Source organism: Kitasatospora sp. NPDC058063, assembly GCF_042885395.1.
GTDB classification, from domain to species: Bacteria; Actinomycetota; Actinomycetes; order Streptomycetales; family Streptomycetaceae; genus Kitasatospora; species Kitasatospora lactacystinica.
The window spans coordinates 56,754-81,518 of sequence record NZ_JBHVSD010000014.1 but is presented as its reverse complement, the minus strand read 5'-3'; the positions used below and the strand labels follow the sequence as shown (position 1 = coordinate 81,518).

At 77.2% G+C, this 24,765-nt stretch carries 14 protein-coding genes; 4 read left to right on the top strand and 10 right to left on the bottom strand.

The annotated features are described in order from the left end of the window. Positions 1-112: 112 nt before the first annotated feature. Positions 113-2,761 (bottom strand): BTAD domain-containing putative transcriptional regulator, encoded by a 2,649-nt coding sequence (locus ACFVUY_RS24030; protein WP_387733065.1) that lies wholly within the window; start codon positions 2,759-2,761, stop codon positions 113-115. 325 nt (positions 2,762-3,086) lie between these two features. Here ACFVUY_RS24030 and ACFVUY_RS24025 point away from each other — a divergent pair, with 325 nt between their 5' ends. Beyond that, complete coding sequence (locus ACFVUY_RS24025; protein ID WP_387733063.1) at positions 3,087-5,948, top strand: BTAD domain-containing putative transcriptional regulator; 2,862 nt, start codon at positions 3,087-3,089, stop codon at positions 5,946-5,948. Between the two features lie 118 nt (positions 5,949-6,066). Here the strand turns inward: ACFVUY_RS24025 and ACFVUY_RS24020 are convergent, their stop codons facing one another. Beyond that, entirely contained in the window at positions 6,067-6,705 is a 639-nt protein-coding gene (locus ACFVUY_RS24020; protein ID WP_387693845.1) for a sigma-70 family RNA polymerase sigma factor, read from the bottom strand. A gap of 275 nt (positions 6,706-6,980) precedes the next feature. Then, entirely contained in the window at positions 6,981-7,358 is a 378-nt protein-coding gene (locus tag ACFVUY_RS24015; RefSeq protein WP_387693844.1) for a hypothetical protein, read from the bottom strand. A 273-nt stretch (positions 7,359-7,631) separates the two neighbouring features. Between ACFVUY_RS24015 and ACFVUY_RS24010 the strand changes: the two genes are divergently transcribed. Then, positions 7,632-8,609 (top strand): hypothetical protein, encoded by a 978-nt coding sequence (locus tag ACFVUY_RS24010; RefSeq protein WP_387733061.1) that lies wholly within the window; start codon positions 7,632-7,634, stop codon positions 8,607-8,609. Positions 8,610-8,851: 242 nt separating this feature from the next. Here ACFVUY_RS24010 and ACFVUY_RS24005 read toward each other — a convergent pair whose 3' ends face one another. The 5 genes from ACFVUY_RS24005 to ACFVUY_RS23985 form a co-directional block, all read right to left on the bottom strand. Next, on the bottom strand, positions 8,852-9,358 hold the full coding sequence (locus tag ACFVUY_RS24005) for an RICIN domain-containing protein (RefSeq protein ID WP_387733059.1): 507 nt from the start codon (positions 9,356-9,358) through the stop codon (positions 8,852-8,854). Between the two features lie 139 nt (positions 9,359-9,497). Beyond that, the gene (locus ACFVUY_RS24000; protein ID WP_387733057.1) at positions 9,498-10,739 is read right to left on the bottom strand and encodes a S8 family serine peptidase; all 1,242 of its coding nucleotides are present in this window, start codon (positions 10,737-10,739) and stop codon (positions 9,498-9,500) included. Next, positions 10,736-14,086: a right-handed parallel beta-helix repeat-containing protein gene (locus tag ACFVUY_RS23995; protein ID WP_387693840.1), complete on the bottom strand. Its 3,351-nt coding sequence runs from the start codon at positions 14,084-14,086 to the stop codon at positions 10,736-10,738. The genes ACFVUY_RS24000 and ACFVUY_RS23995 overlap by 4 nt, the downstream gene beginning before the upstream one ends. A gap of 89 nt (positions 14,087-14,175) precedes the next feature. Continuing rightward, positions 14,176-15,675 carry a hypothetical protein gene (locus ACFVUY_RS23990; RefSeq protein ID WP_387733054.1) on the bottom strand — a complete coding sequence of 500 codons (1,500 nt, stop codon included), beginning with the start codon at positions 15,673-15,675 and terminating at the stop codon, positions 14,176-14,178. A 92-nt stretch (positions 15,676-15,767) separates the two neighbouring features. Beyond that, entirely contained in the window at positions 15,768-16,205 is a 438-nt protein-coding gene (locus tag ACFVUY_RS23985) for a hypothetical protein (RefSeq protein WP_387733052.1), read from the bottom strand. Positions 16,206-16,349: 144 nt separating this feature from the next. On the opposite strand from ACFVUY_RS23985, the gene ACFVUY_RS23980 reads away from it, so the two are divergent. Further along, complete coding sequence (locus tag ACFVUY_RS23980; protein ID WP_387733049.1) at positions 16,350-16,784, top strand: DUF4259 domain-containing protein; 435 nt, start codon at positions 16,350-16,352, stop codon at positions 16,782-16,784. 6 nt (positions 16,785-16,790) lie between these two features. Here ACFVUY_RS23980 and ACFVUY_RS23975 read toward each other — a convergent pair whose 3' ends face one another. After that, positions 16,791-19,211, bottom strand: coding sequence for a hypothetical protein (locus ACFVUY_RS23975; protein ID WP_387733046.1), 2,421 nt, complete (start codon positions 19,209-19,211; stop codon positions 16,791-16,793). Beyond that, positions 19,211-23,170: a type VII secretion protein EccCa gene (eccCa, locus tag ACFVUY_RS23970; RefSeq protein ID WP_387733043.1), complete on the bottom strand. Its 3,960-nt coding sequence runs from the start codon at positions 23,168-23,170 to the stop codon at positions 19,211-19,213. The genes ACFVUY_RS23975 and eccCa overlap by 1 nt, the downstream gene beginning before the upstream one ends. Before the next feature lie 203 nt (positions 23,171-23,373). Here eccCa and eccD point away from each other — a divergent pair, with 203 nt between their 5' ends. Continuing rightward, the gene (eccD, locus tag ACFVUY_RS23965; RefSeq protein ID WP_387733040.1) at positions 23,374-24,732 is read left to right on the top strand and encodes a type VII secretion integral membrane protein EccD; all 1,359 of its coding nucleotides are present in this window, start codon (positions 23,374-23,376) and stop codon (positions 24,730-24,732) included. Positions 24,733-24,765: the final 33 nt, after the last annotated feature.

The window sequence follows — 24,765 nt, the reverse complement described above, 5'->3', positions numbered from 1 at the left end:
GTGGTTCCGCCGGCCGATCAGCGGTTTTCCGCCACGGACGGCCGGTCCCGGCCGCCGCCCGGCGGTTTCCCGCCGCCGGGGCGGCCGGGACAGGACCCGCCGAGCGGCGGCCCTACACCGGGCGTCTCGCCTCCGCGCCCTCGACGGTGCGGCCGAGGGCGTCCAGCAGGTCGGCGAGCAGGCCGTGGGAGCGGGCTTCGAGGGCCGGGTCGCCGACGGTGCGGCCGAGGGCGACGGCGAGCCGGGCCGAGGAGAGCGCGGCGTCCCGGCGGCCGAGCGCGTGCAGGGCGCGGGCCCGGCTGTGGGTGGCGAGGACGGCCTCGGCTCCGCCGGAGCGGGCGGTGGCGGCGCGCACCGCCTCGTCGGCGTGGCGCAGGGCGGGCCCGGGGTCGCCGGCCAGGACGAGCGCGTCGGCGAGGTCGGTGAGCGCGCGGACCAGCAGGTGGTCGGTGGCCGGGGTGCGGGCGGCGGCCACCAGGTCGCCGAGCATGGGCACCGCCCGCTCGTACCGGCCGGTCCGCAGCAGCGCGGCCGCCACCCGGCTGCGGCAGTGGTGGCGCAGCGCCGCGTCGCCGGCCCGGTCGGCGGCGTCGACCGCCCGCTCCAACTGGTCGGCGGCGGTGCGGTGGGCCGCGCGGTCGACGTGCAGGACGGCGAGGTCGGTGCCGAGCCGGGCGACCGCCGCCTCGTCCCGGTCCGCGTGCGCGGCGCGCAGCCCGGCCTCGACCACGGCCCGCCACTGCGTCCGGTCGTGGCCGGTGGTCTCGTACAACCGGCCGACCCGGTGGGCGAGTCGCCAGGCCGCGGTGGGCCGTCCCTTCTGCTCGGCGCAGAGCACGACGGCTCGCAGGGCGCTCTCCTCGCGGCGGAACCAGGCCGCCGCCGAGCCGCTGTCCCCGGCCGCCGCGCCCCCGGCCCCAGCCCCCTCGCCCGCCCAGTCCGCGGTGACGTCGAGGTAGTGGGAGATCAGCCGGTCGAGAGCCAGGTACCGCTCCTCGCAGGCGAGTTCGGCGGCCTGCGCGGCGGCGTGGCGGCGGACCAGCTCGCGCCGGGCGTACCGGCCGGGGCTGGTCTCCTCCAGCAGGTGCACGGCGTCGAGCCGGGTCAGCAGGGTGCGGGCGGTGGCGGGCGGGAGGTCGGCGAGGGCGGCGGCCGTGTCGGTGCCGATCTCCGCGCCGGGGTGCAGGCCGAGCAGGGTGAACAGCCGGGCGGCGTCCGGGGCCAGCGCGCGGTACGTGCGGTCCAGCGCCGTGGTGAGGCCGAGCGGGCCGCGGTCGGTGCCGGTGCCGGCACCGGAGAGGGCGGCCAGGCCGGTCTGCTCGTCGGCGAGTTCGGCGGTGAGGTCGGCCGCGGACCAGTCGGGCCGGGCGGCCAGGCGGGCGGCGGCCAGGCGCAGCGCGAGCGGCAGGTGGTCGCAGCGCTCGGCGAGTTCGGCGAGGGCCTCCGGCTCTCCGGCCGTGCGGTCCGGGCCGAGGATGCGGGCGAGCAGGTCGGCGGCCTCGTCGGCGCCGAGCGCGCCGAGCGGCACCGGTATGCCGCCGGTACGGACCAGCAGGTGGCGCAGCCGGCTGCGGCTGGTGACGATCGCGACCGGGGCGGGCTCGCTGTCGGTGGCCGGCGGGTCGGGCAGCAGCGGGGCGAGCTGCTCGTAGGAGGCGGCGTCGTCCAGGACGACCAGCATCCGCCGGCCGCCGATCAGTTCGCGGTAGCGGTGGGCGCGTTCCTCGGGTTCGGCGGGCAGCGCGTCCGGGTCGACGCCGAGGGCGGTGAGGAGTTCCCCGAGCACCTCGCCGGGTTCGCGCGCCCCGTCCGGGTCGAAGCCGCGCAGGTCGGCGCGGAGGACGCCGTCCGGGAAGTAGGCGTCGCCGCGCCGGGCCGTCCACTGCCGGACCAGGCTGGTCTTGCCGACCCCCGCGGGCCCGGTGACGAGGATCGGCCGGCCGTCCCGTGCGGCCGGCAACACCTGGTCCAGCCGGGCGAGTTCGGCGCTCCGGCCGACGAAGCGGCGGTCGGCGGCGGGCCGGGCGCCGGCCAGCTCGCCGGCCCGGCGCAGTTCGGGCCCGGGCGGCCAGCTGAGCCGGGCCACCGCCCGCTCGTAGCGCTCCCGCGCCTCGGCGCTCCGCCCGTCCTGCTCCAGGCAGCGCACCAGCCGGGCGGCCAGCGGCTGCCGGGCGGGGTGGCCGTCGGCGGCCTCGTCGAGTTCGGCGGCCAGTTCGCCGCCCCGGCCGGCCCGGAGCAGGCCGTCGGCCAGGAGCTCCAGGGCGCCCAGCCGCAGGTCGGTCAGGTACGGGAGGGTCCGCTCGCGCAGCAGGGCGGAGCCGCAGTCGGCGAGCGCCGGACCGCGCCAGAGGTCCAGCGCGGCGCGCAGCAGGGGCAGTGCCCGGTCCGGCGCGGCGCCCCGCGGCGGGCCGGCGGGCTCGGGGAGCAGCACGCCCGCCTGCTCGCAGAACCGGGCGAAGCGCAGCACGTCGATCCGGTCGGGCTCACCGGCCAGCAGGTAGCCGGAGCCGCGGGTGTCGAGTTCCAGTCCGGGGCCGTCCAGCAGCTGGCGCAGCGCCGCGACGTGGCCCTGCAGGGCGGCCCGCGCGGTGGGCGGCGCGCAGCCCTCCCAGACCAGCTCGATCAGCTCCTCGGTGGCCACCGTCCGGTTCAGCCGCACGGCGAGCGCGCTCAGCAGCGCCCGGCGCTTGGGCGCCGAGGGCGTCACCGCCGTCCCGTCCTCCCGCCGCACCACCACCGGTCCGAGCAGATCGATGTGCACGCGCCCGTCCCCCTCCCCCGTCCTCGACTCCCCGGCCCGACCGAGGATAGGGCCGACCAGGCCGTTCGCACCGGTCCGGGGCCGTCCTCGGGCACCGTACCGCAGGGGTACGACACGGCGTCCCGGCCGAACCGAGGGGTACGGCACGGCGTCCCGGCCCGTTCCCCCGCCGGCGCAACCATCGGCCGCTCCCGACGCGTCAACCGGGGGCAGGGACGACCGACCGACATGACCGGACATCTTCTCGCACTACACTGCTCCACCCCGAGGGCCGATGGCCGCTTCGGGGTGTGATGCGCGGTTCTGCGGTGAAGTGGGGGTACTGGTGCGGATTCGGCTGCTCGGGCCGGTGGAGTTGCGGATCGGGGCAGGCGGCTTCACGAGCGTGGCGGGCGCGCAGCGGCGGGCCGTGCTGGCGCTGCTGGCGCTGCGGCTGGGGCACCTGGTCACCGTGGACCAGCTGTGCGAGCTGCTGTGGGACGAGCAGCCGCCGCCGAGCGCCCGGGCGGCCGTGCAGGGCCACGTCGCCGCGCTGCGCAAGGTGCTCGCCGGTACCCCGTTCGAGCTGCACACCCGGGACTCCGGCTACCTGCTGGCCGGGCCGGCCGACGAGGTGGACGCGCTGCGCTTCGAGGAGCTCACCGGCGCCGCCGACCGGCAGGCCGGCCACGGCGACTGCGCCACGGCGGTCGCGCTGCTGGAGGGGGCACTGCGGCTGTGGCGCGGCGAGGCGCTGGCCGACCTGCCCGACACCCCGCTGCGCTCCGCCGCGGTGGACCGGTTGCGGCAGTCCCGCACCGCCGCCCTGCTCCGCTGGGCCGGACTGCGGCTGGGCCAGGGCGCCGGGGCGTCGGCCGTGCCGCTGCTGGAGCAGGGCGTCCGGTTGGACGGGCTGCGCGAGGAACTGGTGGCGCTGCTGATGCGCTGCCTGCACCAGGCGGGCCGGCCGGCCGAGGCGCTGACCGCCTACCACCGGGCCCGGATGCGGCTCGCCGAGGAGCTGGGAATCCACCCCGGACCGGCGCTGCGGGCGGCGCTCGCCGATGTGCTGGCCGACGACCGCACGGTGGAGCCGCCGTCCGCCGCTCCCCCGGCCGCCGAGCCGGCGCCGCAGGACCCGCCGGTGCCGCCGGTCCCGCTGGTGCCGCGCCAACTGCCCCGTCGCCACCCGGACTTCGTCGGCCGCACCGGCGACCTGGCCCGTCTCGACCGGGCCTGCGGGCCGGGCCCCGGCGGGGGCGGCCGGGCCGGGGACGGCCCGGTGCTGGTGGTCGGCCCGGCCGGGGTGGGCAAGAGCGCGCTGGTCACCGCCTGGGCGCACCGGGTCGCCGACCGCTTCCCGGACGGCCTGCTCCACGCCGAGCTGCACGGCCTCGCCCCGGACGGCCCGGCCCGGCCCGAGGCCGTCCTGGCCGGCTTCCTGCGCGCGCTCGGCGTGCCGCGGGACGGCATCCCCGCCGGGCGTGCCGCCCGGGCGGCGCTCTACCGCGAGCGCACCGGGGGCCGGCGGCTGCTGGTGCTGCTGGACGATGCCGCCGACGCCGACCAGGTCGCCGACCTGCTGCCCGCGGGCCCGGCCGGCACCGCCGTGGTCACCGGCCGGGGCGCGCTGGAGGGCCTGGTCGCGCTGGAGGGAGCGACCCTGCTGCGCCTGGCCGAGCTGTCCGAGGACGACGCCCTGGAGCTGCTGGAGCGCGCGCTGACGCCCGAGCGGCTGCGCTCCGAGCCGGAGGCCGCCGCCCGTCTCGCCGGGCTCTGCGACCGTCTGCCGCTCGCCCTGCGGATCGCCGCAGCCCGGCTGGCCGCCCGGCCGGACTGGACGATCGCCGAGCTGGTCACCGAACTCGCCGACGAGCGGACCGGGCTGGCCGCCCTGGACGCCGACGGCACGCTCTCCGTCGCGGGCCGGCTCCGGCTGACCCACCGCCGGCTCTCCGAGCCCGCGGCCGAACTGCTGACCGTCCAGGCCGCCCACCCCGGCCGCGAGCTGGACCCTTCGGCGAGCGCCGCACTGCTCGGCAGCGACACCGCCACCGCCCACCGGGCGCTCGGCGAGCTGACCTCCCACCACCTGCTCACCGGCACCGCCCCCGGGCGCCACGTCCGCACCGACCTCGTCCGGCGCTACGGCGCCGGACTGCTCGCCGAACGGCCCGAACGGCACCGGCGGCTGCTGCGCGAACGCCTGGCCGACCACTACCTCACGGCCCTGCGGCACTGCGGCTCCTTCCTCGACCCCGGCCAGGAGGACACCGCCCCGCCCGTCGGCCCGGCGCAGTCCCTGCCGGCCGCCGTCGACATCCGCACCGCGCTCGACTGGTTCGACACCGAGGAGCCGGCGCTCTCCGCGCTGGTCGCCTCCCCCGACACCGACCCGGCCCGCGCCTGGCGGCTCGCGCTGACCTGCGGCTCGCTCTACTACGGCGCCGGCCGCTTCACCGACTGGCTCGCCTGCGCCCGGCTGGGGCAGACGGCGGCCGAACGGTGCGGCGACCCGGTCGCGCTCGCCCTGCTGCTCAACTGCCGGGCGCAGGCCCTGGTCGCGCTGGAACGCCGACAGGAGTGCGCGGAGGCGGCCCGGCGGGCGGTGGCCGCCGCCGAGTCCGGGACCGGGCCCGCGGCCGTGTCCGCGCACGTCCGGGCGCTCGCCACGCTGGCCATGGTCACCGCGATGCTCGGCCACGGCGCCGAGGCCGAACGGCTGGCGGCCGGCGCCACCGCGCTCGCGCTGGAGTCCGGCGACCGCCGGCGGCTGGTCGACGCCAAGGTGCACCAGGGCTGGGTGAGCCTGGCCGTCGGGGACCGGGAGGGCGCCCAGCGCCGGTCCCGCGAGGCCCGGGAGCTGCTGCCCGCCACGCCCGTCACCCAGGTCCACCTCTGGTCGCTGCTGACCGAGGCGCAGGCCCTCCCGCCGACCGTCCGCGACGTCGCCGCCGACCTCGCCTGGCACCGGCTGCTCGCCGCGTGCGAGGAGGCCGGCCTGCTGTACCTGCACGCCGTGGCCGAACAGTCCTACGCCGCCCACCTGTCGGCCCGGGGCCGGGAACCGGAAGTGGGTGCCCGGCTGCGCTCGGCGCTGGACCGCTTCCGCTCGCACGACCGGCGCGCGGGCTACCGGAGCGGGTTCACCACCGGCCTGGAGGAGTCGCTCAAGCTCCGCACCGGGCGGCGGCCGGCGGACGGCTGACCCGGGCGGCGGCCGGCCCTGGCGGAGGCCGGCGGGAGGCGGGCGGCGGGAGGCGGGCGGCGGGCGGCGGCGGCCGACAGCCGGCCGGCCCGGGCCGCCCGAGGGGGCGGGGGGCCGGTCAGCCCGCGGCCGAGGCGGCCCCGCGCCCCGTCGGGGCGTACCCGTGCTCCGCCGCCAGCACCGGGCGCAGCGCCCGGATCGCGTAGAAGTTGCGGGACTTGACCGTCCCCGGCGGCACCCCCAGCCGGGACGAGGCCTCCAGCACCGAGCGGTCCTTGAGGTGCAGCTCGACCAGCACCTCGCGGTGGTGCTTCTGCACCCGGCGCAGCGCCAGCGCGATGTCCCGGGCCACCACCACCCGCTCGTAGGGGTCGTCGGCGACCGGCCGGTCCTCCATCGGCTCGCCGATCACCTCCTTGGCGCGGGCGGCGGCCATCCGGTAGTGGTCGATCGCGATCCGGCGGGCGACCGTGAACAGCCAGGGCCGGCTCGCCTCCGGCCCGGCGGACAGCGCCTCCGGGTGCTGCCAGGCGCGCAGCAGGGTCTCCTGGAGGATGTCCTCGGCCTTGCCGCGGTCCCCGCCCGTGGCCCGCAGCAGCGCGCGCAACAGGTAGCCGCCGTGCAGCCGGTGGATCTCGGCGAGCGTGTCCGGGTCGAGGGTCGGACGGACCGGGGCGGTGACGCCTTCCGGCGCGTCCGCCGGACCCTCGGACGACGGGGTGACGGACGTGGGCTGGGCGACGGACGGCTTCGACACGCGCTACCTCTCAGGTCGGGCAGGGGCGCAGCACGGGCAGGGCGTGCTGGGCAGCGACCGGACAATCCCCCGGCGGTGGCTGCAACAGCACACTGCCGGAGGCCGCCAAGTCCGCACCAAGGCAGCACCAACGCCCCCGCCCGGGGCACTCGGCGTGGTCCCGGGTGCCACCGTTGGCGGGCGCCGACGACTGTTGGCCGGTCGTTAGCGGCCGTGGGCCGCGGCGCCCGGCCCGCCCCGGGCCCGGGGCCGACACCGCCCCGGGCCCGGCGGTGTCAGCCCCCGCCGAGCGCCCGGAGCAGCTCCTGCACCCCGTCCTCGCCCCGATGCTCGATCAGCACCGCGACCCAGCCCGTCAGCCGCTGCCGCTCCGCCTCCGACCACTGCGGGGCCGACGGGTGCTCGTCCACCACCAGCGCCGTCGCCATGTCCAGCAGCGCCGTCGCGGGCCGCGGCCACCACCGGCCCTCCGGCACCACGCGCAGCGCCATCCGCCGGGCGACCGCGATCACCTCCTCCGCCTCCGCCTCGGGCACCGCCAGCGCGGCCGGCCCGTCCGCGCTCGGTGCCCCGGCCCGCACCAGGGCCGCGACGAACTCCCGCGCCTCCGGCCCGTCCGCGGCCATGCCGCGTCCCTCCCCCGTCCCGTTCACGGGACTCACGCTCCTTCCGACTCGGTGGCACTCGGCAGGCGCCGGGTGCCACCGGATGACGGTACCGATCGGTAGCCGGTGGGGCGGAGGGTTTTCCGATGCGGACCTCCCGATGCGACCAGGGGTGCTCCGTGCACCCTGCCCCGCTCAACGGGCCCCCCACCGAGGGCGGTTCAGTGAACCGGAGGGACGCCTTCAGCCGTACTCCCGGCTGTACGGGCCGGCCGAACCGGAGGCACCGGTCCGGCGCACCCTGGACCGGGAGGTCATCCGATGGCTTTCTCCGACGGCACCGCGGGCGCGGGCAGCACCACCCCGGCCGCACCCGACTACTCGCCCGCCGCCTGGCCCGAGCCGGTCGCCCTGCTGCCCCGGCGCCCGCTCGACCCGCTCGGCACCGTCCTCATCCCGCCCGCCGAACGGCAGCTGTTCACCCGCGCCGTGACCGCCGAACCCCCCTCGGCCGTCCCGCCGGCGGAGCCGTCGGCCCGGGACGCCGACACCGTCGCGGCACCCGGACCGCTGCCCGACCCGCCCGCACAACACCCCCGGACGGACCTCCCGCGCGCCCTGCGGCTCGTCCTGCCCGGCGGCGGGGAGGCACGGCGGCGGCGCCTGGTCGAACGCGTCCGGGTGCCGCTGCGGGCCTGCCACCGGATCGCCGTCCTGGGCGGCCCCGCCGAGGGGGCCGCCGCCGTCCTCGGCGCCCTGCTCGCCGAGCACCGGGCCGACCCGGTGCTCGTCCTGTCCACCACCGGGCCCGCCGGGAGCGAGTGCCGGACCGGCGGCCGGCTCGTGCTGCGATCCGTACGACCGGACCCGGCCGCCGTACGGGAGGCCCTCGACGAGGCCCGCGGCCACTACCCGGTGGTCCTCGCCGACACCACCGGCGCCCCGGCCGAGATCCAGCTCGCCGCCGTCGACCGGGCCGACCAGCTGATCCTCTGCGCCCGGGCCTGCGCCGACGGCGCCCGCACCGCCGACGCCCTGCTCGACCACCTCACCGCCCTCGGCCACGACCGGCTGGCCCGCGGAGCCACCGCCGTCTTCACCCCCGCCCCGCCCACCGAGCGCCCGGTCGCCGACCGCGACCTCCTCCCCCACTTCCGCACCCGCTGCCGCGGCGCCCTCGCCCTCCCGCTCCCGGGCCGCCCCCAGGCGGCCCCCGCCGCCCTGCGCCCCCGGGCCCGCCTCGACTACCTCGAACTCGCCGCCCTCGTCGGCGACGCCATGGCCGAGCGCCGGGGCTGAGCGGGGCCGCAGAGGGAGCGACCCACCGCCCGCGCCCTACCGGACGGGCGCAGGCCAAGCCGCTCCCCGGCCTCCCGGCGGGCGCCGGGAGGCCGGGGAGGAGACGGCGAGCAGCGGCGGGGCACCGCCTCACCCACCCCGCGCGGAGGCCCTCCGCGGTCCACCCCACGAGGAGGCCCTCCGCGGTCCACTCCGGGAAGCCCGCGCGGCAGGCGGCCCCCGCTACCGCGTCCGGGCGCGGCTCAGCGCCACTTCTGGGTGGCGGACCCGTTGCACTGCCACTGGCCGGCGACCGCACCGTTGTGGGTGGCGTCGCCCCAGATCTCCAGGCACTTGCCCGAGTTCGCGTTTCCGAGCTCGCCGGTGGAATACCAGTACCACTGCTGGGTTTCCGACCCGTTGCAGTCCCACTGGCCGGCGCGGGCGCCGTCATTGGTGGCGTCGCCCCAGATCTCCAGGCACTTGCCCGAGTTCACGTTGACGATGGTGGCCCAGATGCCGTTGTAGGACAGCCGCCATTGCTGGGTGGCCGATCCGTTGCAGTCCCACTGGCCCGCGCGGGCGCCGTTGCCGGTGGCGTCGCCCCAGATCTCCAGACACTTGCCGGAGTTGACGTTGACGAAGGTCCTCTCCCCGGCCGACAGCGCAGGCGCTGTCGCGGCGCCGGCGGTCGGTGCGCCCGCGAAGCCCGTGGTGATCGCGATTCCGGCGACGAGCGCCGCTGTTCCCTTACCGATCCGAAGATTCACAGCTCTCCCTGAAGGTAGGTGGCACCACCTGCCTTCCCTGCCGGGTTCCGGGGAAGCCGCGGCACGGGCGAATGGCGGGAAAGCACGAGGGCCGAGCGGGAAGTCGACCTCACCGGCCTCCCCCGTCCCTGCCGACCCGTCAGCGCTCCTCCGCCCGGCCCGGGCGCCAGCCCCGGGCGCGGGCGCGGGGGGCCACCGCGCCCGCCGCCGCGACCAGGGCGACGAGGGCGAGGGAGGACAGGGCGATCAGGCCCGCCCGGTGACCGGCGTCGGTGGGGGGCGGGACGGGGGGCATGGCGGGGGCGGCGGCCGCGGTCGGCGGGGCCGGGGCGGCGGGGGCCGCGAGGCGGGTGACGGCGGCGACGGGGTCGACGGTGCCGTGGCCGTACTGGGGGTCGGGGCTGCGGTAGGCGGTGGCTTCCAGGCGCTGGGTCAGCTGGTCGACGGTCAGGTCCGGGCGGTAGCCGAGGACGAGGGCGGCGGTGCCGGCCACGAAGGCGGAGGCGAAGCTGGGGCCGGCGCCGGTGTAGTAGCCGCCGGGGGCCGGGCCGGGGCCGGTGACGGCGTCGCCCGGGGCGGCGAGGTCGACGCGGCCGCCGACCGGGACGGCCGAGGGGCCGTCCGGGAGCGCGCCGCCGGGGGCGAGGTCGCGGACGGCGAGCACCTCGGGGTAGGCCGCCGGGTAGGCCGGGCCGGCCTTGGCGGTTCCGGAGCCGTCGGTCGGGACGGTGTCGGGTGCGGCCGGGGCGACGATCAGCGCGCCCTTGCCGCGCGCCGCGCGGACCGCGGCGGCCAGGGCGTCGGTGCCGTTCGGCAGCGCCACCCCGACCGCGATGACCCGCGCGCCGCGGTCGGCGGCCGCGGTGATGCCCTGGGCCAGCAGGTCCGCCGAGGGGGTTCCGGCGTCGTTGGTGACCGGGACGGCGAGGATCCGGGCGCGCGGCGCGAGGCCGGCGAAGCCCGCGCCCTCGCGCTGGTCGGCGGCGATCAGGCCGGCCAGGAAGGTGCCGTGGCCGACGCAGTCCTGGGCGGGGTCGGGGCCGCCGGGCAGCTGGGCCAGGTCGAGCCGGCCGGCCAGCAGGCCGCTGCCGTCCTTGACCCCGGAGCCGAGGACGGCGACGGTGACGCCCTCGCCGCGGCTGAGCGGCCAGACCCGGTCGGGCCGCAGGAAGGTCTGCGGCCAGGGGGTGAGCTGGGTGCCCTTGGTGGACGGCGGCAGGCAGCCGGCCGACCGTCCGCTCGCGTCGCGCCGCTGCTGGCTGACGCCGGGCAGGGCGTCGGGGCCGGCCGGCGTGTCGGCGGCGGCCGTACCCGCCACGGGCAGCAGCAGCCCGGCCAGGAGCGGCGCGGCCACCGCCCGGGCCAGGGGCGCCCGCTTCATGCGAGGCTGCCGATCCGCTCGGCCGGGATGTCCTGCGGCAGCAGCAGGCTGAGCTCGTCGAGGTCCGCGATGTCCAGCCGGGACAGCCGGCCCGCCTGCCGGGTGATCATCGCCTCCAGCACCTGCCGGGCGAACCGCCCGTTGCCGAAGGAGCGGTCGCGCGGGACGGCCGCGAACAGCGTGCCGAGCGCGGCCAGGGTCTCCGGGGTACAGGTGTAGCCGGCGGCCTCGGCCTGCACCCGGACGATGGTGACGAGTTCGTCGTCCGCGTAGTGGTCGAAGGTGATCTCCCGGGAGAACCGGGAGGCCAGGCCGGGGTTGGAGGCGAGGAAGCCGCGCATCTCCTCCTGGTATCCGGCCACGATCACCACGACCTCGTCGCGGTGGTCCTCCATCAGCTTCATCAGGGTGTCGACGGCCTCCTGCCCGAAGTCCCCGCCGGAGCCGTTGCGGGGCGTCAGGGTGTACGCCTCGTCGATGAACAGCACGCCGCCGCGGGCGCGTTCGAAGGCGTCCCGGGTGAGCTGGGCGGTGTGGCCGATGTAGCGGCCGACCAGGTCGGCGCGGGCGGTCTCGATCAGCTGGCCCGAGGGCAGCACGTCGAGTTCGGCGAGGAGTTCGCCGTAGAGCCGGGCGACGGTGGTCTTGCCGGTGCCGGGCGGGCCCGAGAACACCAGGTGGTGGCTGATGGTGGCGGCGGGCAGCCCGGCCTCGACCCGGCGCCGGGTCTGCCGGGTCAGGTTGACCAGGTCCTCGACCTGCTCCTTGGCGGCGGCGAGGCCGACCATGGCGCGCAGCCGGTCGAGCAGGCCGGGTTCGTCGGCCTTCGCCTCGTCGGCGGCGGCCTGCTCGCCCACGTCGGCGGGCAGCAGCCGGGTGAGCGCGTCGTTGTCGAAGTGCTCCAGTTCGGCGAGCCTGGAGGCCTGCCGGTCGACCATCTCCTCGAACACCTTGCGGGCGGCCCGGCCGTTGCCGAAGTCGGCGCCCTTGGGCATCCGGTCGAAGTGCGCGGCGAGCGCCTCCCGGGTGCCCTCGACGAGTTCGTACCCGTGCCCGGCGGCGGCGTGCTCGACGATCGTGGTGAGCTCCTCGTCGCTGTAGTTCCGGAACTCGACGGTGCGGCTGAACCGGGAGGCCAGGCCCGGGTTCGAGGCCAGGAACTCGCGGATCTCGGCCTCGTACCCGGCGACGATCACCACCAGGTCGTCGCGGTGGTCCTCCATCAGCTTGACCAGGGTGTCGATGGCCTCGCGGCCGAAGTCCGGTCCGGTGCCGCCGGAGCCCGCCGACAGGGTGTACGCCTCGTCGATGAACAGCACCCCGCCGAGCGCCTCCTTGACCACCTCGGTGGTCTTCAGGGCCGTCCCGCCGATGATCGAGGCGACCAGGTCGGCCCGGGCGACCTCGACCAGGTGGCCGCTGCGCAGCACGCCGAGCTCGGCGAGGATCGCGCCGTAGAGCCGGGCGACGGTGGTCTTGCCGGTGCCGGGCGGGCCGGCGAAGACGAGGTGCCGGCTCATCGGCAGGGCGGGCAGTCCGGCCTGCTCCCGGCGCCGGGCCAGCTTGTTGAGGTTGACCAGGGTGGCGACCTGCTCCTTGACGCCTTGCAGCCCGACCAGGGTCTGGAGGACGGCCTGCGGGCCCTGCGGTGCGGCCGGGGCGGGAGCCGCGGCGCCCTCGGCCGGGGCCTCCGACCCGTCGCCGGCGGGGGCCGCGCCGGGCTCGGTGGTGGCGACGGCGGCCGCGCCGTGGGCGTCCGGGGCGCGGTTGTCCCGGCTGTCGAGGTTCTCCACGGCGAGGCGGTCGGTCGGCTCGGTCTGCCGCAGCCCGGCGCCCTGGTTCTCGGCGGCCACGCAGTCGGTGAGCCGCACGGGCTCCACGGAGTCGGAGCGCAGCCCGTCCACGGTGTTGTCGCTGAGCTGGCAGGCAGTCAGGGTGGCGCGGGCGCCGGACCGCAGGTGCAGCCCGTGCCGCCGGTTGGTCCGCAGCCGGGTGCGGGTGGCGGTCAGGTCGCCGCCGTGCTCGACCTCGGCGCCGTCCAGGGCGTTGTCGGCGGACTCGACGTCGCGCAGGGTGGCGATGCCCTCGGCTCCGATCGAGATCCCGCAGGATCCGCTGCCGCGCACCAGGCTGCCGCCGAGGTAGGTGTTGGCGCCGTCGGCGATCCGCACCCCGTGCCCGCCGGCGTCGACGACGGTGACGTCCTCCAGCCGGCCGCGCCCGTCGCGCAGCGCCTCGATCCCGTGGCCGCCGGCGGCGGTGACGGTGCTGCGGCGCAGCAGCGGGTTGGCGCCGTCGCGCACCACGATGCCGACGCCGGCCGCGTCCCGGACCTCCAGGCGGTCGAACTCCGCGGCGCTCTCCCCGGTGAGTTCGACACCGTCCGTCCCGGCGTCGCGCACCACCGCCCGCACCAGGCTTGGCCCGGCCGACTCGCCGACGTGGATGCCGGCCAGGGCGGGGGCGGTGACCTCGCAGTCCTCCAGGGTGCCCCGGGCCCGGCCGGCGATGTGCAGGCCGTGGCCCTGGGGGCGGACGGCGCGGCAGCGGCGCAGCAGCGGGTCGGTGCCGTTGGTGAGGACGTAGCCGTGGGCGCGCACGGCGGTGACGGTGCAGTCCTCCAGCACGACCCGGGCGGTGGAGCCGATGAAGACGCCGAGCGCGCTGTCCCGGATCTCGGTGCGCAGCAGCCGGGTGGTGCTCTGCTCCTCCAGGGCGACGGCGGGCTTGTCGGTGGCGGAGATCTCGCAGTCCTCGACGAGGCCGCGCGCCTCGCCGTTGGCGCACAGGCCGTTGCCGCGCGCGTCGCGCAGCACGCAGCGCCGGACGGTCGGGTTGGCCCGCTCGCCGATGACCACGGCCGAGGTGCCCAGGTGCTCGATGACGCTGTCCTCGATCACGCTGGTGCCGGTGGAGGTCTCCACCAGCCCGGCTCCGGCCGGGTTGGTCACCCGGCTGCCGCGCATGGCGAGTTCGCCCTGCTGGCGGGTGAGCACGGCGGTCCACGCGTTGCCGATCACCTCGCAGTCCTGCATGGCCAGTTGGCCGCGCGGGACGTCGACGGCGGGCAGGTCGTCGTCCTGCCCCTGGAGCACCAGGCCGGTGAGCTGGACGGCCTCGGTGAGCACCTGGACCACCGAACCGCGGCGGGGACTGATCCGCACACTGCCCCGGACGTCCTCGGCGGTGATGCTCACCACCTTGGTGAGCACCAGGTTCTCGTCGTACCGGCCGGGGCGGACCGAGATCACCGCGCCGCTGCGGGCAGCCTGGAGGGCTTCGCCGATCGTGCGGTAGGAGCCGGGCTCCCGCTGCTCCGCACAGACCGTCAGCACCGGGCGCGACATGCCTGGGGTTCCCTTCGTCGTGGGGCGTTGTTGTTCGGGTTGTTCGGGTGGTTCGGGTGGTTCGGGTGGTTCAGGGGGTTCGGGCGGGGTCAGGCCGTGCAGGTGGCGCGGACGGCGGCGGCGGCGTGGTGGGCGAACGTCTCGGTGCTGCCCGACCAGTCCAGGCCGCGGCTGTGCAGCGTCAACGAGATCGGGCCGCGGTAGGAGAACGGGCCCTGGTTCACCCAACTGCCCCGGCTGGCGGTCTGGTTGATGGAGAACGAGCCGATCTGGCCGCCACCGCTCTGCACCGTGTAGAGGCTGGGGTTGCCGCCGACCTGCTTCACGTCGCCGCTGGCCGGGATGTAGACGGACAGGGTGCAGCTGCTGACCTTGTCCACGGTGAAGGTCCAGACCACCGAGTTGCTGTTGTCGTCCTTGTTCGCGTCGCCGGACATCGGCATCGAGGCGTACGTGCCGTTGCAGCCGTCGCCGCTGTAGCCGCCCGAGTTGTTGCGCCAGCCCTTGGTGCCCTGGTCGTACCAGCCGTTGGGCTTGTACTGGCCGCCGCTCGAACAGTACGGGCCGGCGATCACGGTGACCGGTGCCGGCGGCTTGGCGGCGGCCGGCGGCGGCGCGGGCTGCTGGGCCGCCGGTGGCGGCGCGGCCGGCGGGTTCGCCGGGGGCTGGTTGGGGGCCGGGTTGGCCGCGCCGCCACCACCCGTGCCGCCGGAGGCCGAGCCGCCCGAGGCGGCCGCCGCACCGCCCTGGGAGCGGTCGGTCCCGCCGCCGCCCGGGGCGGGGTTGGCCGCGCCGCCGCCGGGACGGGCGGCCGCACCGCCGCCGCCGGTGCCGTTCGGGACGACGGCGCCGTTGGGAGCCGAGGCCGCCTGGTCGCCCGGCGAGGGTGCGGCCGAACCGTCGGGCAGCGGGACCACCGCACCCGGCTGCCCGTCCTGCGCGGTGCCCCCGCCGGTGCCGCCGTGCTCGTCGAAGCCGGGGACGTAGCCGTTGCCGCCGTCCCCGCCGCCCTGCCCGTAGCCGGGCGGGACGTCGGCCTGGGCGGGCCCGTGCTTGGGGTCGTTGCCGCCGAGCTGGGTGACCACCACGGAGGTGCCGACCAGCACCAGGCCGACGGCGACGGCCGCGGCGATCATCGGCCGGGAGACCCGGCCGGGGCGCGGCCCCGGGTCCGTGGTGCCGTCACCGGCCGGCTCGGCGGACGCGACGGCGGCGAGCGCCACCGCCTCGGGCGCCCCGGGGGCGGTCGAGGCCACGACGGGGGACGGCAGCGGCGCCGGCCCGATACCCGTCGGCGCCGCGGACTCGGGCTCCGCCTCGGGCTCGGCCTCAGGCTTCGATCCGGCCTCGGGCTTCGGTCCGGTCCGTGCCCCGCCCGTCGCGGCGCCCGCGGCACCGGCACCTGCACCGGCACCGGCACCGGCACCCGACGACGCCGGGAGCACCGCCGTCGCGGCGCTCGCGGGCTCCTGCACCGGCTCCGCCCGCTCCCCGGGGTCCGCCTCGGCCGCCAACGCCCAGTTCACCGCCGGGAGCTGGAAGCCGCCCGCCCTCCGCTCCGGCTCGCCGCGCTGCTCCTCGCCCACCATGCATCCCCTGCGTTCGACGACACTCCTGTGGGGAGCTACGGCCCGCGTGGCCGAACCGGTTCAGCCGGACCGGTTCGACCGGCCGGCGCGCTTCAGCTCCCGACCGTCCAGACCGGCTCCGCGGCCGCCTCCGGCGGGGACAGCACGAAGGACACGGCCTGCTCCAGCACCGCCGCCGAGGGCTGCGTCCACGGCTCGTCGAGCTGCTCGCGCACGTGGGCGAGCAGCTCGGAGTCGGGCGCCAGCCCGTACTCCTCCAGGTAGTACGTCACGGTGTCGGTCCAGATCCACCGGCCGTCGGTGCGGAAGCCCATCGGCACGACGCCGCGCCGCCCCGGGTCGACCACGTCGTCCATCAGCATCGGCGTCAGCAGCACCGTCGCCCCGGCCCGCAGGTACCGGGCGACGGCCTCGCGATCCGCCCCCGCCGCCAGCCGCGGCCGGTCCGGCGCGAACCCGGGCCCGGTCACCGGATCCACCGCGTCGAACACCGCCGCCAGCCGGAACCCGCCGTTCACCGTCTCGCCCATCCCCGTACTCCTCCTGCCGATCACCACAGCCCTACGTTCCGTCCGACGGCCGACCGGCGGCCCGGGGTTCACCGGGGCACCCGCGGGCCGCGGCTGTCGGTGCCCGCTGCGAGAATCACCGCACAGTGACACGAGGAGAGCACCATGGGCGCCTGGGGCATCGGCCCGTTCGAGAACGACACGGCCGCGGACTTCGCCGACGCCCTGGACGAGACCGCCGAGGACGCACGGGAAGCCCTGGTCCGAGCGGCGCTGATCCGCGCCGTCCGGCCCCGGGACCACCTGGAGTACCGCGAGGGAACGGAGGCCGTCGCCGCCGCGGCCCTCATCGCCGCCCAGTGCCCCGGCGATGGACCGGTCACCACGAGCTACCGGCCCGACCGGGCTGTTCCCGTCCTCGCCACCGACCTGCGGCCGCTCGCCGTCGAGGCGCTCGACCGCGTGGTCGCCGGGGCGTCCGAGCTCGCCGAGCTCTGGGACGAGGCGCCCGGCGGCACGAAGTGGCGCCACGCCATCAGGCGCCTGCGCGCCGTACTCGCACCCGATCCCGAGCCGCAGGACGCGCTGTTCGACCTCTAGGGTCTGTCAGGCGGCGCCCAGGGCGAGGGCGTAGCGGGAGGGGTCGGCGGGGCGGACGCGGTCGGCGGGGGCGACGGCGTCGCGGCGGGCGAGCCAGGTGCGCAGCCGGTCCGGGCCCGGGCGGACGCCGCCGATCTCGTGGAGCAGCACCCGGGCCGGACGGCCCTCCTCCGGGGCGGCCGGCTCGACCTCGACCACCTCGAACTCCGTGCCCGGGGCGAAGATCACCGTCGGCTGGTCGCCCGGACCGCCGAAGGCCGAGCTGCGGCGGCCGCTGACGGACCAGATGGCGAACTCGATCCCGATGTCCTCCCCCAGGTCCGCTCCGGGCGCCGCCAAGCCGGTCACCGGGGCCCGCTCGGTCAGCACCGCGCCCGGGGCGTACGCGGCGAGGTCGCAGTCCTGCGCCGGGCCCGCGACCAGCACGCCGCCGTAGTGGCTGGGCAGCCGCCGCAGGCCCGCTGCCAGGCAGCGCAGGTACGGGCCGTAGGGGCCGGGCGCGCCGGACCGGGCCGCCGCGAGGAGTTCGGCGCGCGGGGCCAGCGGGTCGCAGTCGCCGTGCTGCAGCAGGACGGCGACCAGTTCGGGGCCCTGCTCGCCCTCCTCCGCCCGGGCGCGCAGGGCGGGCAGCCGGGAGGCGACGTCCTCGGCCCGCCGCGCCAGGCGCTGGTAGGCGGGGCCGAGCCGGGCGGCCAGGGCCGCGCCGTCCTCGGCGGGGGTGGCGGGGGTGGCGGGGTCCGCCTCGGTCGGCGCCGCCGACGCGGGCGGGGGCGTCACGGGCGCCACCGGTGTCACGGGTTCGGGGACCGGCTCGGGCTCGGGCTCGGGCTCGGGGACCGGCTCGGGCTCGGGCTCGGGCTCGGGTTCGGGGACCGGCTCAGGCTCAAGCTCGGGGACCGGCTCGGGCTCGGGGGCCGCTTCGGGCTCCTCGCCGATCGCCTCAGGGAGCAATATTGTTCCTTCGCTGGTTTCCCCCGAGGTCTCCGCCACGAAGGCCCCGCCCGAGGTCGACACCCTGGCAGCGGGCTCCGGCACCGTCACCGATTCAATTTCGGGATCGGGTTCGGGATCGGGATCGGGCACGGCCACCGGCTCCGGCTCCGGCTCCGGCTCCGGCTCCGGCTCCACCGCAGCCTCGGTCTCGGCCTCGCCCTCGACCGCGGCCTCGGCCCGGGGCCACGGCTCCACCGCCGCACCCGCCGCCACCGACTCCGCCCCGATCCAGTCCAGCCCGTACAGCCGCGCGCAGAACCGCCCCACCGCCGCCGACTCCACGTCCAGCATCCCCGCCACCGCGAGGGCGAGCCGCGCCGCCCCGGTCGGGAGCGAGCCCAGCAGCGCACCGAGGTGGTCCCAGACCGTCTCCGGCACCGGACGGCCCGGCGTGCCGACGACCAGCACCGGCCGCGCCGGGTCCGGCCGGCGCAGCCGGGGTCCGCGGTCCGCGGTGGCGGCCGGGCGCAGCCACAGTCCGGCCGCCACCGCCTCCAGCTCCCAGCCGGGGAAGGCCGGGTAGCGGGCCGTCCCGGGGGCCGGGGGCAGGTCGGGGCGGGTGCGCCAGCCGACGGCGGTGACGGTGCGTTCGCTCGGGCGGGCGACCAGCTCGGTGAGGTACGGTTCCCAGCCCTCGCCGCCGTCCGCCGCCACGTGGACGGTCCGCACGTCGGGCCCGGCGGCCCCCGCCGCACTCACCGGCACGCCGATCGCCGCCCGCACCTCCTGCCGGAGCGAGGCCGCCAGCACCGCCGCCAGTTCGATGAGTTCGACCGGTGCGGCCCACGGCGCGCTCAGCACGAGGTGTTCCGCCCGTCCGGCCGTCTCCTGCAGCAGCACCGCCGCGTTGGCCAGTTGGGCGCCGCTGGGCAGCGGCCCGGCCGGCTCGCCGATGATCAGCAGCAGCCCGTCCCGCGGTGCGGCGGCCCGCTCCAGTACGGCGGGCCGGGCGGGCCCCACCGCCGCCTCGGTGACCCAGAACGCCCCGCCGGCCAGCGGGGTGATGGTGGCGGCGGCGGGCCAGCGGCCGCCGAGCGGTTCCGCGCCCCCGCCGGGCCGGCAGCGCCACCACGTCCCGTTCACGGCCGGCAGGGTGCCGTCCGGTTCGACGCTGACCACCGCGTCGGGCGCGACGACGGTCAACCCGCAGCGCCTGGCGAGCAGTTCGGCGGGCCGGCGGCCGTCCGGGCCGAGCGCCGCCAGCCCGGAGGCGGCCAGCACCAGCACGTCGGCTTCGCGTTCGCGCGCGGCCCGGGCGAGCTCGTCCAGCGAGGCCAGCAGCACGGGCGCCGCGTCCTCGGCGGCGGCGAGCAGCAGCAGGGCCCGCGGTTCGGCCCGTACCGGCGCCAGCGCCTCGGCCAGTCCGTCCGCCTCCGCGCCGGGCGGTGCGATCACGTAGTGCGGGCCGAGCGCCCGCAGCGTCGAGGCGCCCATCACTCCTCCTCCGCCAGCTGCCCGGTCTGCACCTGCACGGTCCGCCGCCGGGTGATGTACAGGCCGCGGCCGGCCGGGAACTGGCGGGGCTTGAGGTTGCCGAACAGGTAGCCCTCGGAGGGCGGGCAGGACATCAGCAGGGTGGGCGAGTTGACCTCCTGGAGCTTGCGGATGAGCGGGTCGCCCAGCGATCGCCCGATGCCGTTGGCGCCGCGCGCGACGACCACGTGGAGGCCGATCTCGGTGCCCTGGGCGAGGTCCTCCAGCAGCACGTTGAAGGGGTGGCCGCCGCTGCCGGAGCCGACCAGGTCGTAGTCGTCGACGAGGATGAACAGCTCGGGGCCGGTCCACCAGTCGCGCAGCCTGAGCCGGGCGGGGGTGATGTCGGCGGGCGGGACGCGGTTCTTCATCGCCCGGGACGCGCCGTCCACGATCTGGCGGAGCTTGTCGACGGCCACCGCGTAGCCGAGCCGGTACTCCTCCGGCACCGCGTCGTACAGGCCGCGCCGGTAGTCGACCAGCATGATCCTGGCCTCGGCCGGGGTGTAGGCGGTGGTGATGGCCTTGATCATCAGCCGCAGCAGGTTGGTCTTGCCGGATTCGCTGTCGCCGACCACCAGCAGGTGCGGGTTCTCCTCGAAGTCGTGCCACAGCGGCGAGACCTCGGTCTCCTCCAGGCCGATCGGCACCCGCAGCCGGCCCTCGGGGGCGGGCAGCCGCTCGGCGTCGAGGACGAGCGGCAGCATCCGCACCTCGGGGGCGCGCGGCCCGGTCCAGTGCGCGGCGACGGCGTCGACCAGGTCGGCGACGCCCTCGCCGAGGTCGTCGGTGCTCCCGGAGCCGTCGATCCTGGGCAGCGCGGAGAGGAAGTGCAGTTGCTCGTCGGTGAGGCCGCGGCCGGGCAGCTTGGGCACCTTGGCGGCGGCCCGCATGTTGATCATCGAGTCGACGGAGTCGCCGAGCCGCAGCTCGAAGCGGGTCTGCAGCTGGTCGCGCAGACCGCCGGTGATCTCGCCCCAGCGGGTGGTGCCGACGACCAGGTGGACGCCGTAGTTGAGGCCGCGCTGGGACATCAGGGTGAGCGGCTGGACGAGGTCGTTGAACTCCTGGCGCAGGGTGTTCCAGCCGTCGACCACCAGGAAGACGTCGCCGTGCGTCTCGTCGGGCAGCTCGCCCGCGGCCCGGCGGCGGAAGGACGCGACGGAGTCGATGCCGAGCTCGGCGAAGTACTTCTCCCGGCGGGTGATGATCCCGTTGACCTCGGCCACGGTCCGCAGCACCCGCTCGCCGTCGTGCCGGCCGGTGACTCCGCCGACGTGCGGCAGGCCGCGCAGCGCGGAGAGCGTGCCGCCGCCGAAGTCCAGGCAGTAGAACTGGACCTCGCGCGGGGTGTGGGTGAGCGCGAGCCCGGTGATCAGGGTGCGCAGCAGGGTGCTCTTGCCGCTCTGCGGGGCGCCGGCGATGCCGACGTGGCCGCCGGCGCCGGAGAGGTCGGCGGTGAGCAGGTCGCGCAGCTGGTGGAAGGGGCGGTCGACCACGCCGACCGGCAGGCCGAGGGTGCCGTGCCGGGCCCGGTCCTCGGTGGTCAGGCCGCGCTCGGGGTGCGGTACGAGCGGCGGCAGCAGCTCGTCGAGGGTGGGCGGGACGTCCAGCGGCGGCAGCCAGACCCGGTGGGCGGGCGGCCCGGCGTCGCGGAGCCGGCCGGACGCGATCTCCAGCAGCGAGCCGGCCGAGACCTGCTCCTCCTCGGTCTCGGTCGCCGCCGCCGGCAGCTGCCGGGGCATCACGTAGTCGGTGCCGTAGGCGACGACCTGCCCGGCGATGGCGGCCTGCTGGGCGGCCCGGCGCTTGGGACGGTACGGGCCGGAGACGTACGCGGCCTTGAACCGGGTGAGGGTGGAGATGTCGCTGCGCAGGAAGCCGTTGCCGGGCTGGGAGGGCAGCTGGTAGGCGTCCGGGACGCCGAGCACGCCGCGGCTCTCCATCGCCGAGAAGGTGCGCAGGCCGATCCGGTAGGACAGGTGGGACTCCAGGGCGCTCATCCGGCCCTCGTCGAGCCGCTGCGAGGCCAGCAGCAGGTGCACGCCGAGCGAGCGGCCGAGCCGGCCGATCATCACGAACAGCTCCATGAAGTCCCGGTGCGCGGACAGCAGTTCGCTGAACTCGTCGACCACCACGAACAGCGTGGGCAGCGGCCGCAGCGCGGTGCCGGCGGCGCGCGCGGTCTCGTAGTCCAGCAGCGAGGCGTACCCGGCCTCGCGCAGCACCTCCTGGCGGCGGACGAGTTCGCCGTGCAGGGCGTCGCGCATCCGGTCGACCAGGGCGGCCTCGTCGGCGAGGTTGGTGATCACGGCGGAGGTGTGCGGCAGGGTGTCCAGGCCGAGGAAGGTCGCACCGCCCTTGAAGTCGACCAGGACGAAGTTGAGCACCTCGGAGGAGTGGGTGACGGCGAGCGCCAGCACCAGGGTGCGCAGCAGCTCGGACTTGCCGGAGCCGGTGGCGCCGATCAGCATGCCGTGCGGGCCCATGCCGCCCTGGGCGGACTCCTTGAGGTCCAGGTCGACGGGCCGGCCGTCCGGGCCGAGGCCGAGCGGGACGCGCAGCCGCTGCGGGATGCCGCGCTGCGCCCAGAGGGCCTCGACGTCGTGGGCGTGCAGGTCGGGGATGCCGAGCAGCGCGGTGAGGTCGAAGTCGGTGGCGAGCGGTTCGGCGGCGTCGACGCCGTCGGCGATCCGGTAGCGGGCGAGGCGGGCGGCGAGGCGGGTCGCCGCGGGCAGGGGGAGCCCGTCGGGGCGGCCGAGGTCGGTGACGACGTCCTTGCGGTTGCGGTCGGCGCCGACCATGGTGAGCCGGCCGTCCTCGATCCGCAGCCGCAGGGTGGTGCGGGCCGGGCGCCACTCCAGGGAGTCGGCGAGGTCGATCAGGACGGCGTTGCGGTAGCCGGCCAGCGCGGCGCGGCTGCCGGAGTGGGCGCCGGGGCCGTCCAGGACCAGGACGGTGAACGGCTCGTCCCGGGCCGGTACGGCGTCCGGTTCGAAGCCGGGGCGGCCGGTGAACTCCTCGCCGAGCAGCTGCTCGACCTCGCCGAGGCTGCCGGCGACCAGCCGGACCGGGCCCGCGCCGTCGGTGTCGGTCGGGTGCAGGGCGTGCGGCAGCCACTTCGCCCACTCCCACTCGGCCCGCCGCTCGGGGTCGGTGACGACGGCGATGCACAGCTCGTCCGGGCCGTGCACCACGGCGAGCTGAGCCAGCACCGCCCGCACCAGCGAGCGGGCGGCCTCGGGGTCGTCGGAGCGCAGCAGCAGGTGGGCGAAGCCGCGCAGGTGGATCGCCATCGGCTGGTCGGCGAGCGTGCCGTAGGCGTGGATGAAGCGGCGCAGCGCGTGGGCGCAGAGCGGCTCCAGGTCCTCCACCGGCTTGGTGGCCAGCGGCGCGAGCGGGGTCGCCAGGCGTTGGGCGCCGAGCGCGATCCGGACGTCGCTGAAGTCGGGGTGGGAGGCCCGTCGCTCCCACAGCCGGGTGGTGCCGACCAGCGAGCCCAGTTCGGACGGTGCCGGGTGCCGCCACGCCAGGGCCTTGCGCTGGGCGTCGATCGAGCGGCGCACCTGACGGCGCATCTGGGAGAGGTAGCGCAGGTAGTCGCGGCGCTCGGCGCGCAGCTGCTGCTTGCGGTCGCTGGAGCCGCGGATCAGCTGGGTGACCAGCATCCCGACGGCGGACAGCGCCATCATGCCCATCGCGACGTAGCTGAGCATGCCGCCGCTGCCCTCGCCGCCGCCCGGGTGCAGGAACATGAACACCATCGACAGCGAGCCGAGCGCCATCGGCGCCATGCTGATCACGCTGGCCATGCCGCTCTGCTTCTCGGGCAGGCCCGGCGGTTCCTGGAGCTGGATCTCGCCGTCCGGCATCTCGGGCCCCGGACGCCGGGGCGTCCGGTTGATCAGCTCCACGCTCACTCAGGGCTCCTTCTCACCACGGCCGTTCCCTCTGGGTGACGGACGGCGCGGCACCGGAGGTTCAGCGGCGCGGGTTCCGACCGCGGCACACCGGTTGAACGCAGCACGCCGGGCAGGCCGTTCATCCGGGCGGAGAGGCGGACCACCGCCCAGCGAACCGGAGGACCGGCGTGAGCAGCAGTGTCGTGGCAGGACTGTGCCGATTGAGGTTCCATGCGCCGGGGACGGCCTTCGAGCTGGCCGTCCCCGCCGATGTGCCCCTGGCCGACCTGCTGCCCGCCGTCCTGGGGCACGCCGGTCCCGGGCTCGCCGAGGAGGGCCTGGAGCACGGCGGCTGGGTGCTCCAGCGGCTCGGTGAGGAGCCGCTGGACGAGGAGCGCACCGCCGAGGCGCTCGGCCTGCACGACGGCGACGCCCTGTACCTGCGGGCCCGCCACGAGGCCCTGCCGGAGGTGCACTTCGACGATCTGGTGGACGGCGTCGCCACCGGCATGAACGAGCGCGGCGACACCTGGCGCCCGGCCCTCACCCGGGTCCTCTCGCTGGCCCTGGCGCTGACGGCGCTGGCGGCCGGCTGGGTGCTGCTCGCCCTGTCCGGCCCGGCCGCCCCGCGCGAGGCCGCCGCCGCGGCGGTCGCCGTCCTGCTGCTGCTCGGCGCGGCCAGCGCCTCCCGGGCGATGGCCGACGCGGGCGCGGGCGCCGCGCTGGGCGCCGCCGCCGTCCCGTACCTGGCGCTCGCCGCGCTGCTGCTGCCGAACGGGCCGGGCGGGTCCGGCGGGGGCGAGCTGCTCGGCGCCCGGATCCTGGCGGCCTCCTCGGCCGGGGCCGGGGCGGCGGTGCTGGCCCTGGCGGCGGTGGGGGCGGCGGCGCCGCTGTTCCTCGGGGTGGCGCTGGTCGCACTGCTCGGGGTGCTGTCGGGGGTGCTGGTGCTGGCCGGGATGACGCTCGCCCAGCTGGTGGCGGTGGTCGGGGTGGTGGCCGTGCTGGTCGGCGCCTTCGTGCCCTCGCTGGCGTTCCGGCTGTCCGGCCTGCGGCTGCCGATGCTGCCGCGCAACGCGGACGAGCTCCAGGAGAACATCGAGCCGGTCCCGGCCGCCGCCGTGCTGCCCCGCGCCCTGGTCGCCGACGACTACCTGATGGCCCTGCACACCGCGATCGGCGCCGTCTGCGGCGTCTGCCTGGCCGTGCTGCCCTTCGCCGACGGCTGGGCCGGCCCGGCCGAGGCCGGCGCGCTGAGCCTGCTGCTCCTGCTGCACGGACGGGCCGTCGGCAGCATCCGCCAGCGCCTGGCCGTCCTGCTGCCCGGTGTCCTCGGCGGCCTGGTGCTGCTCGCCCGCGCCGCCGCCGGCGCCTCCGCCACCGACCGGCTGCTCCTGCTCGGGGTCCTGCTGACGCTGACGGCCGCCCTCCTCGTCGCCGCCTGGACCGTGCCCGGCCGCCGTCTGCTGCCCTACTGGGGCCGCCTCGCGGACGTCCTGCACACCCTGTCCGCGCTGGCCCTGCTGCCGCTGGCGCTCCAGGCCTGCGGGGTCTACCACACCCTGCGCGGCCTGGCCGGCTGAGCCGGGCGGGGATCCGCGGGCCCGTCACCGTCT

Bases quoted from the DNA above. Each gene is read 5' to 3' on its own strand.
- ACFVUY_RS24000 (WP_387733057.1), bottom strand. From the start codon at position 10,739: ATGAAGCGGGCGCCCCTGGCCCGGGCGGTGGCCGCGCCGCTCCTGGCC.
- ACFVUY_RS23990 (WP_387733054.1), bottom strand. From the start codon at position 15,675: ATGGTGGGCGAGGAGCAGCGCGGCGAGCCGGAGCGGAGGGCGGGCGGC.
- ACFVUY_RS23975 (WP_387733046.1), bottom strand. From the start codon at position 19,211: ATGGGCGCCTCGACGCTGCGGGCGCTCGGCCCGCACTACGTGATCGCA.
- ACFVUY_RS23980 (WP_387733049.1), top strand. From the start codon at position 16,350: ATGGGCGCCTGGGGCATCGGCCCGTTCGAGAACGACACGGCCGCGGAC.
- ACFVUY_RS24010 (WP_387733061.1), top strand. From the start codon at position 7,632: ATGGCTTTCTCCGACGGCACCGCGGGCGCGGGCAGCACCACCCCGGCC.
- ACFVUY_RS23985 (WP_387733052.1), bottom strand. From the start codon at position 16,205: ATGGGCGAGACGGTGAACGGCGGGTTCCGGCTGGCGGCGGTGTTCGAC.
- ACFVUY_RS23995 (WP_387693840.1), bottom strand. From the start codon at position 14,086: ATGTCGCGCCCGGTGCTGACGGTCTGTGCGGAGCAGCGGGAGCCCGGC.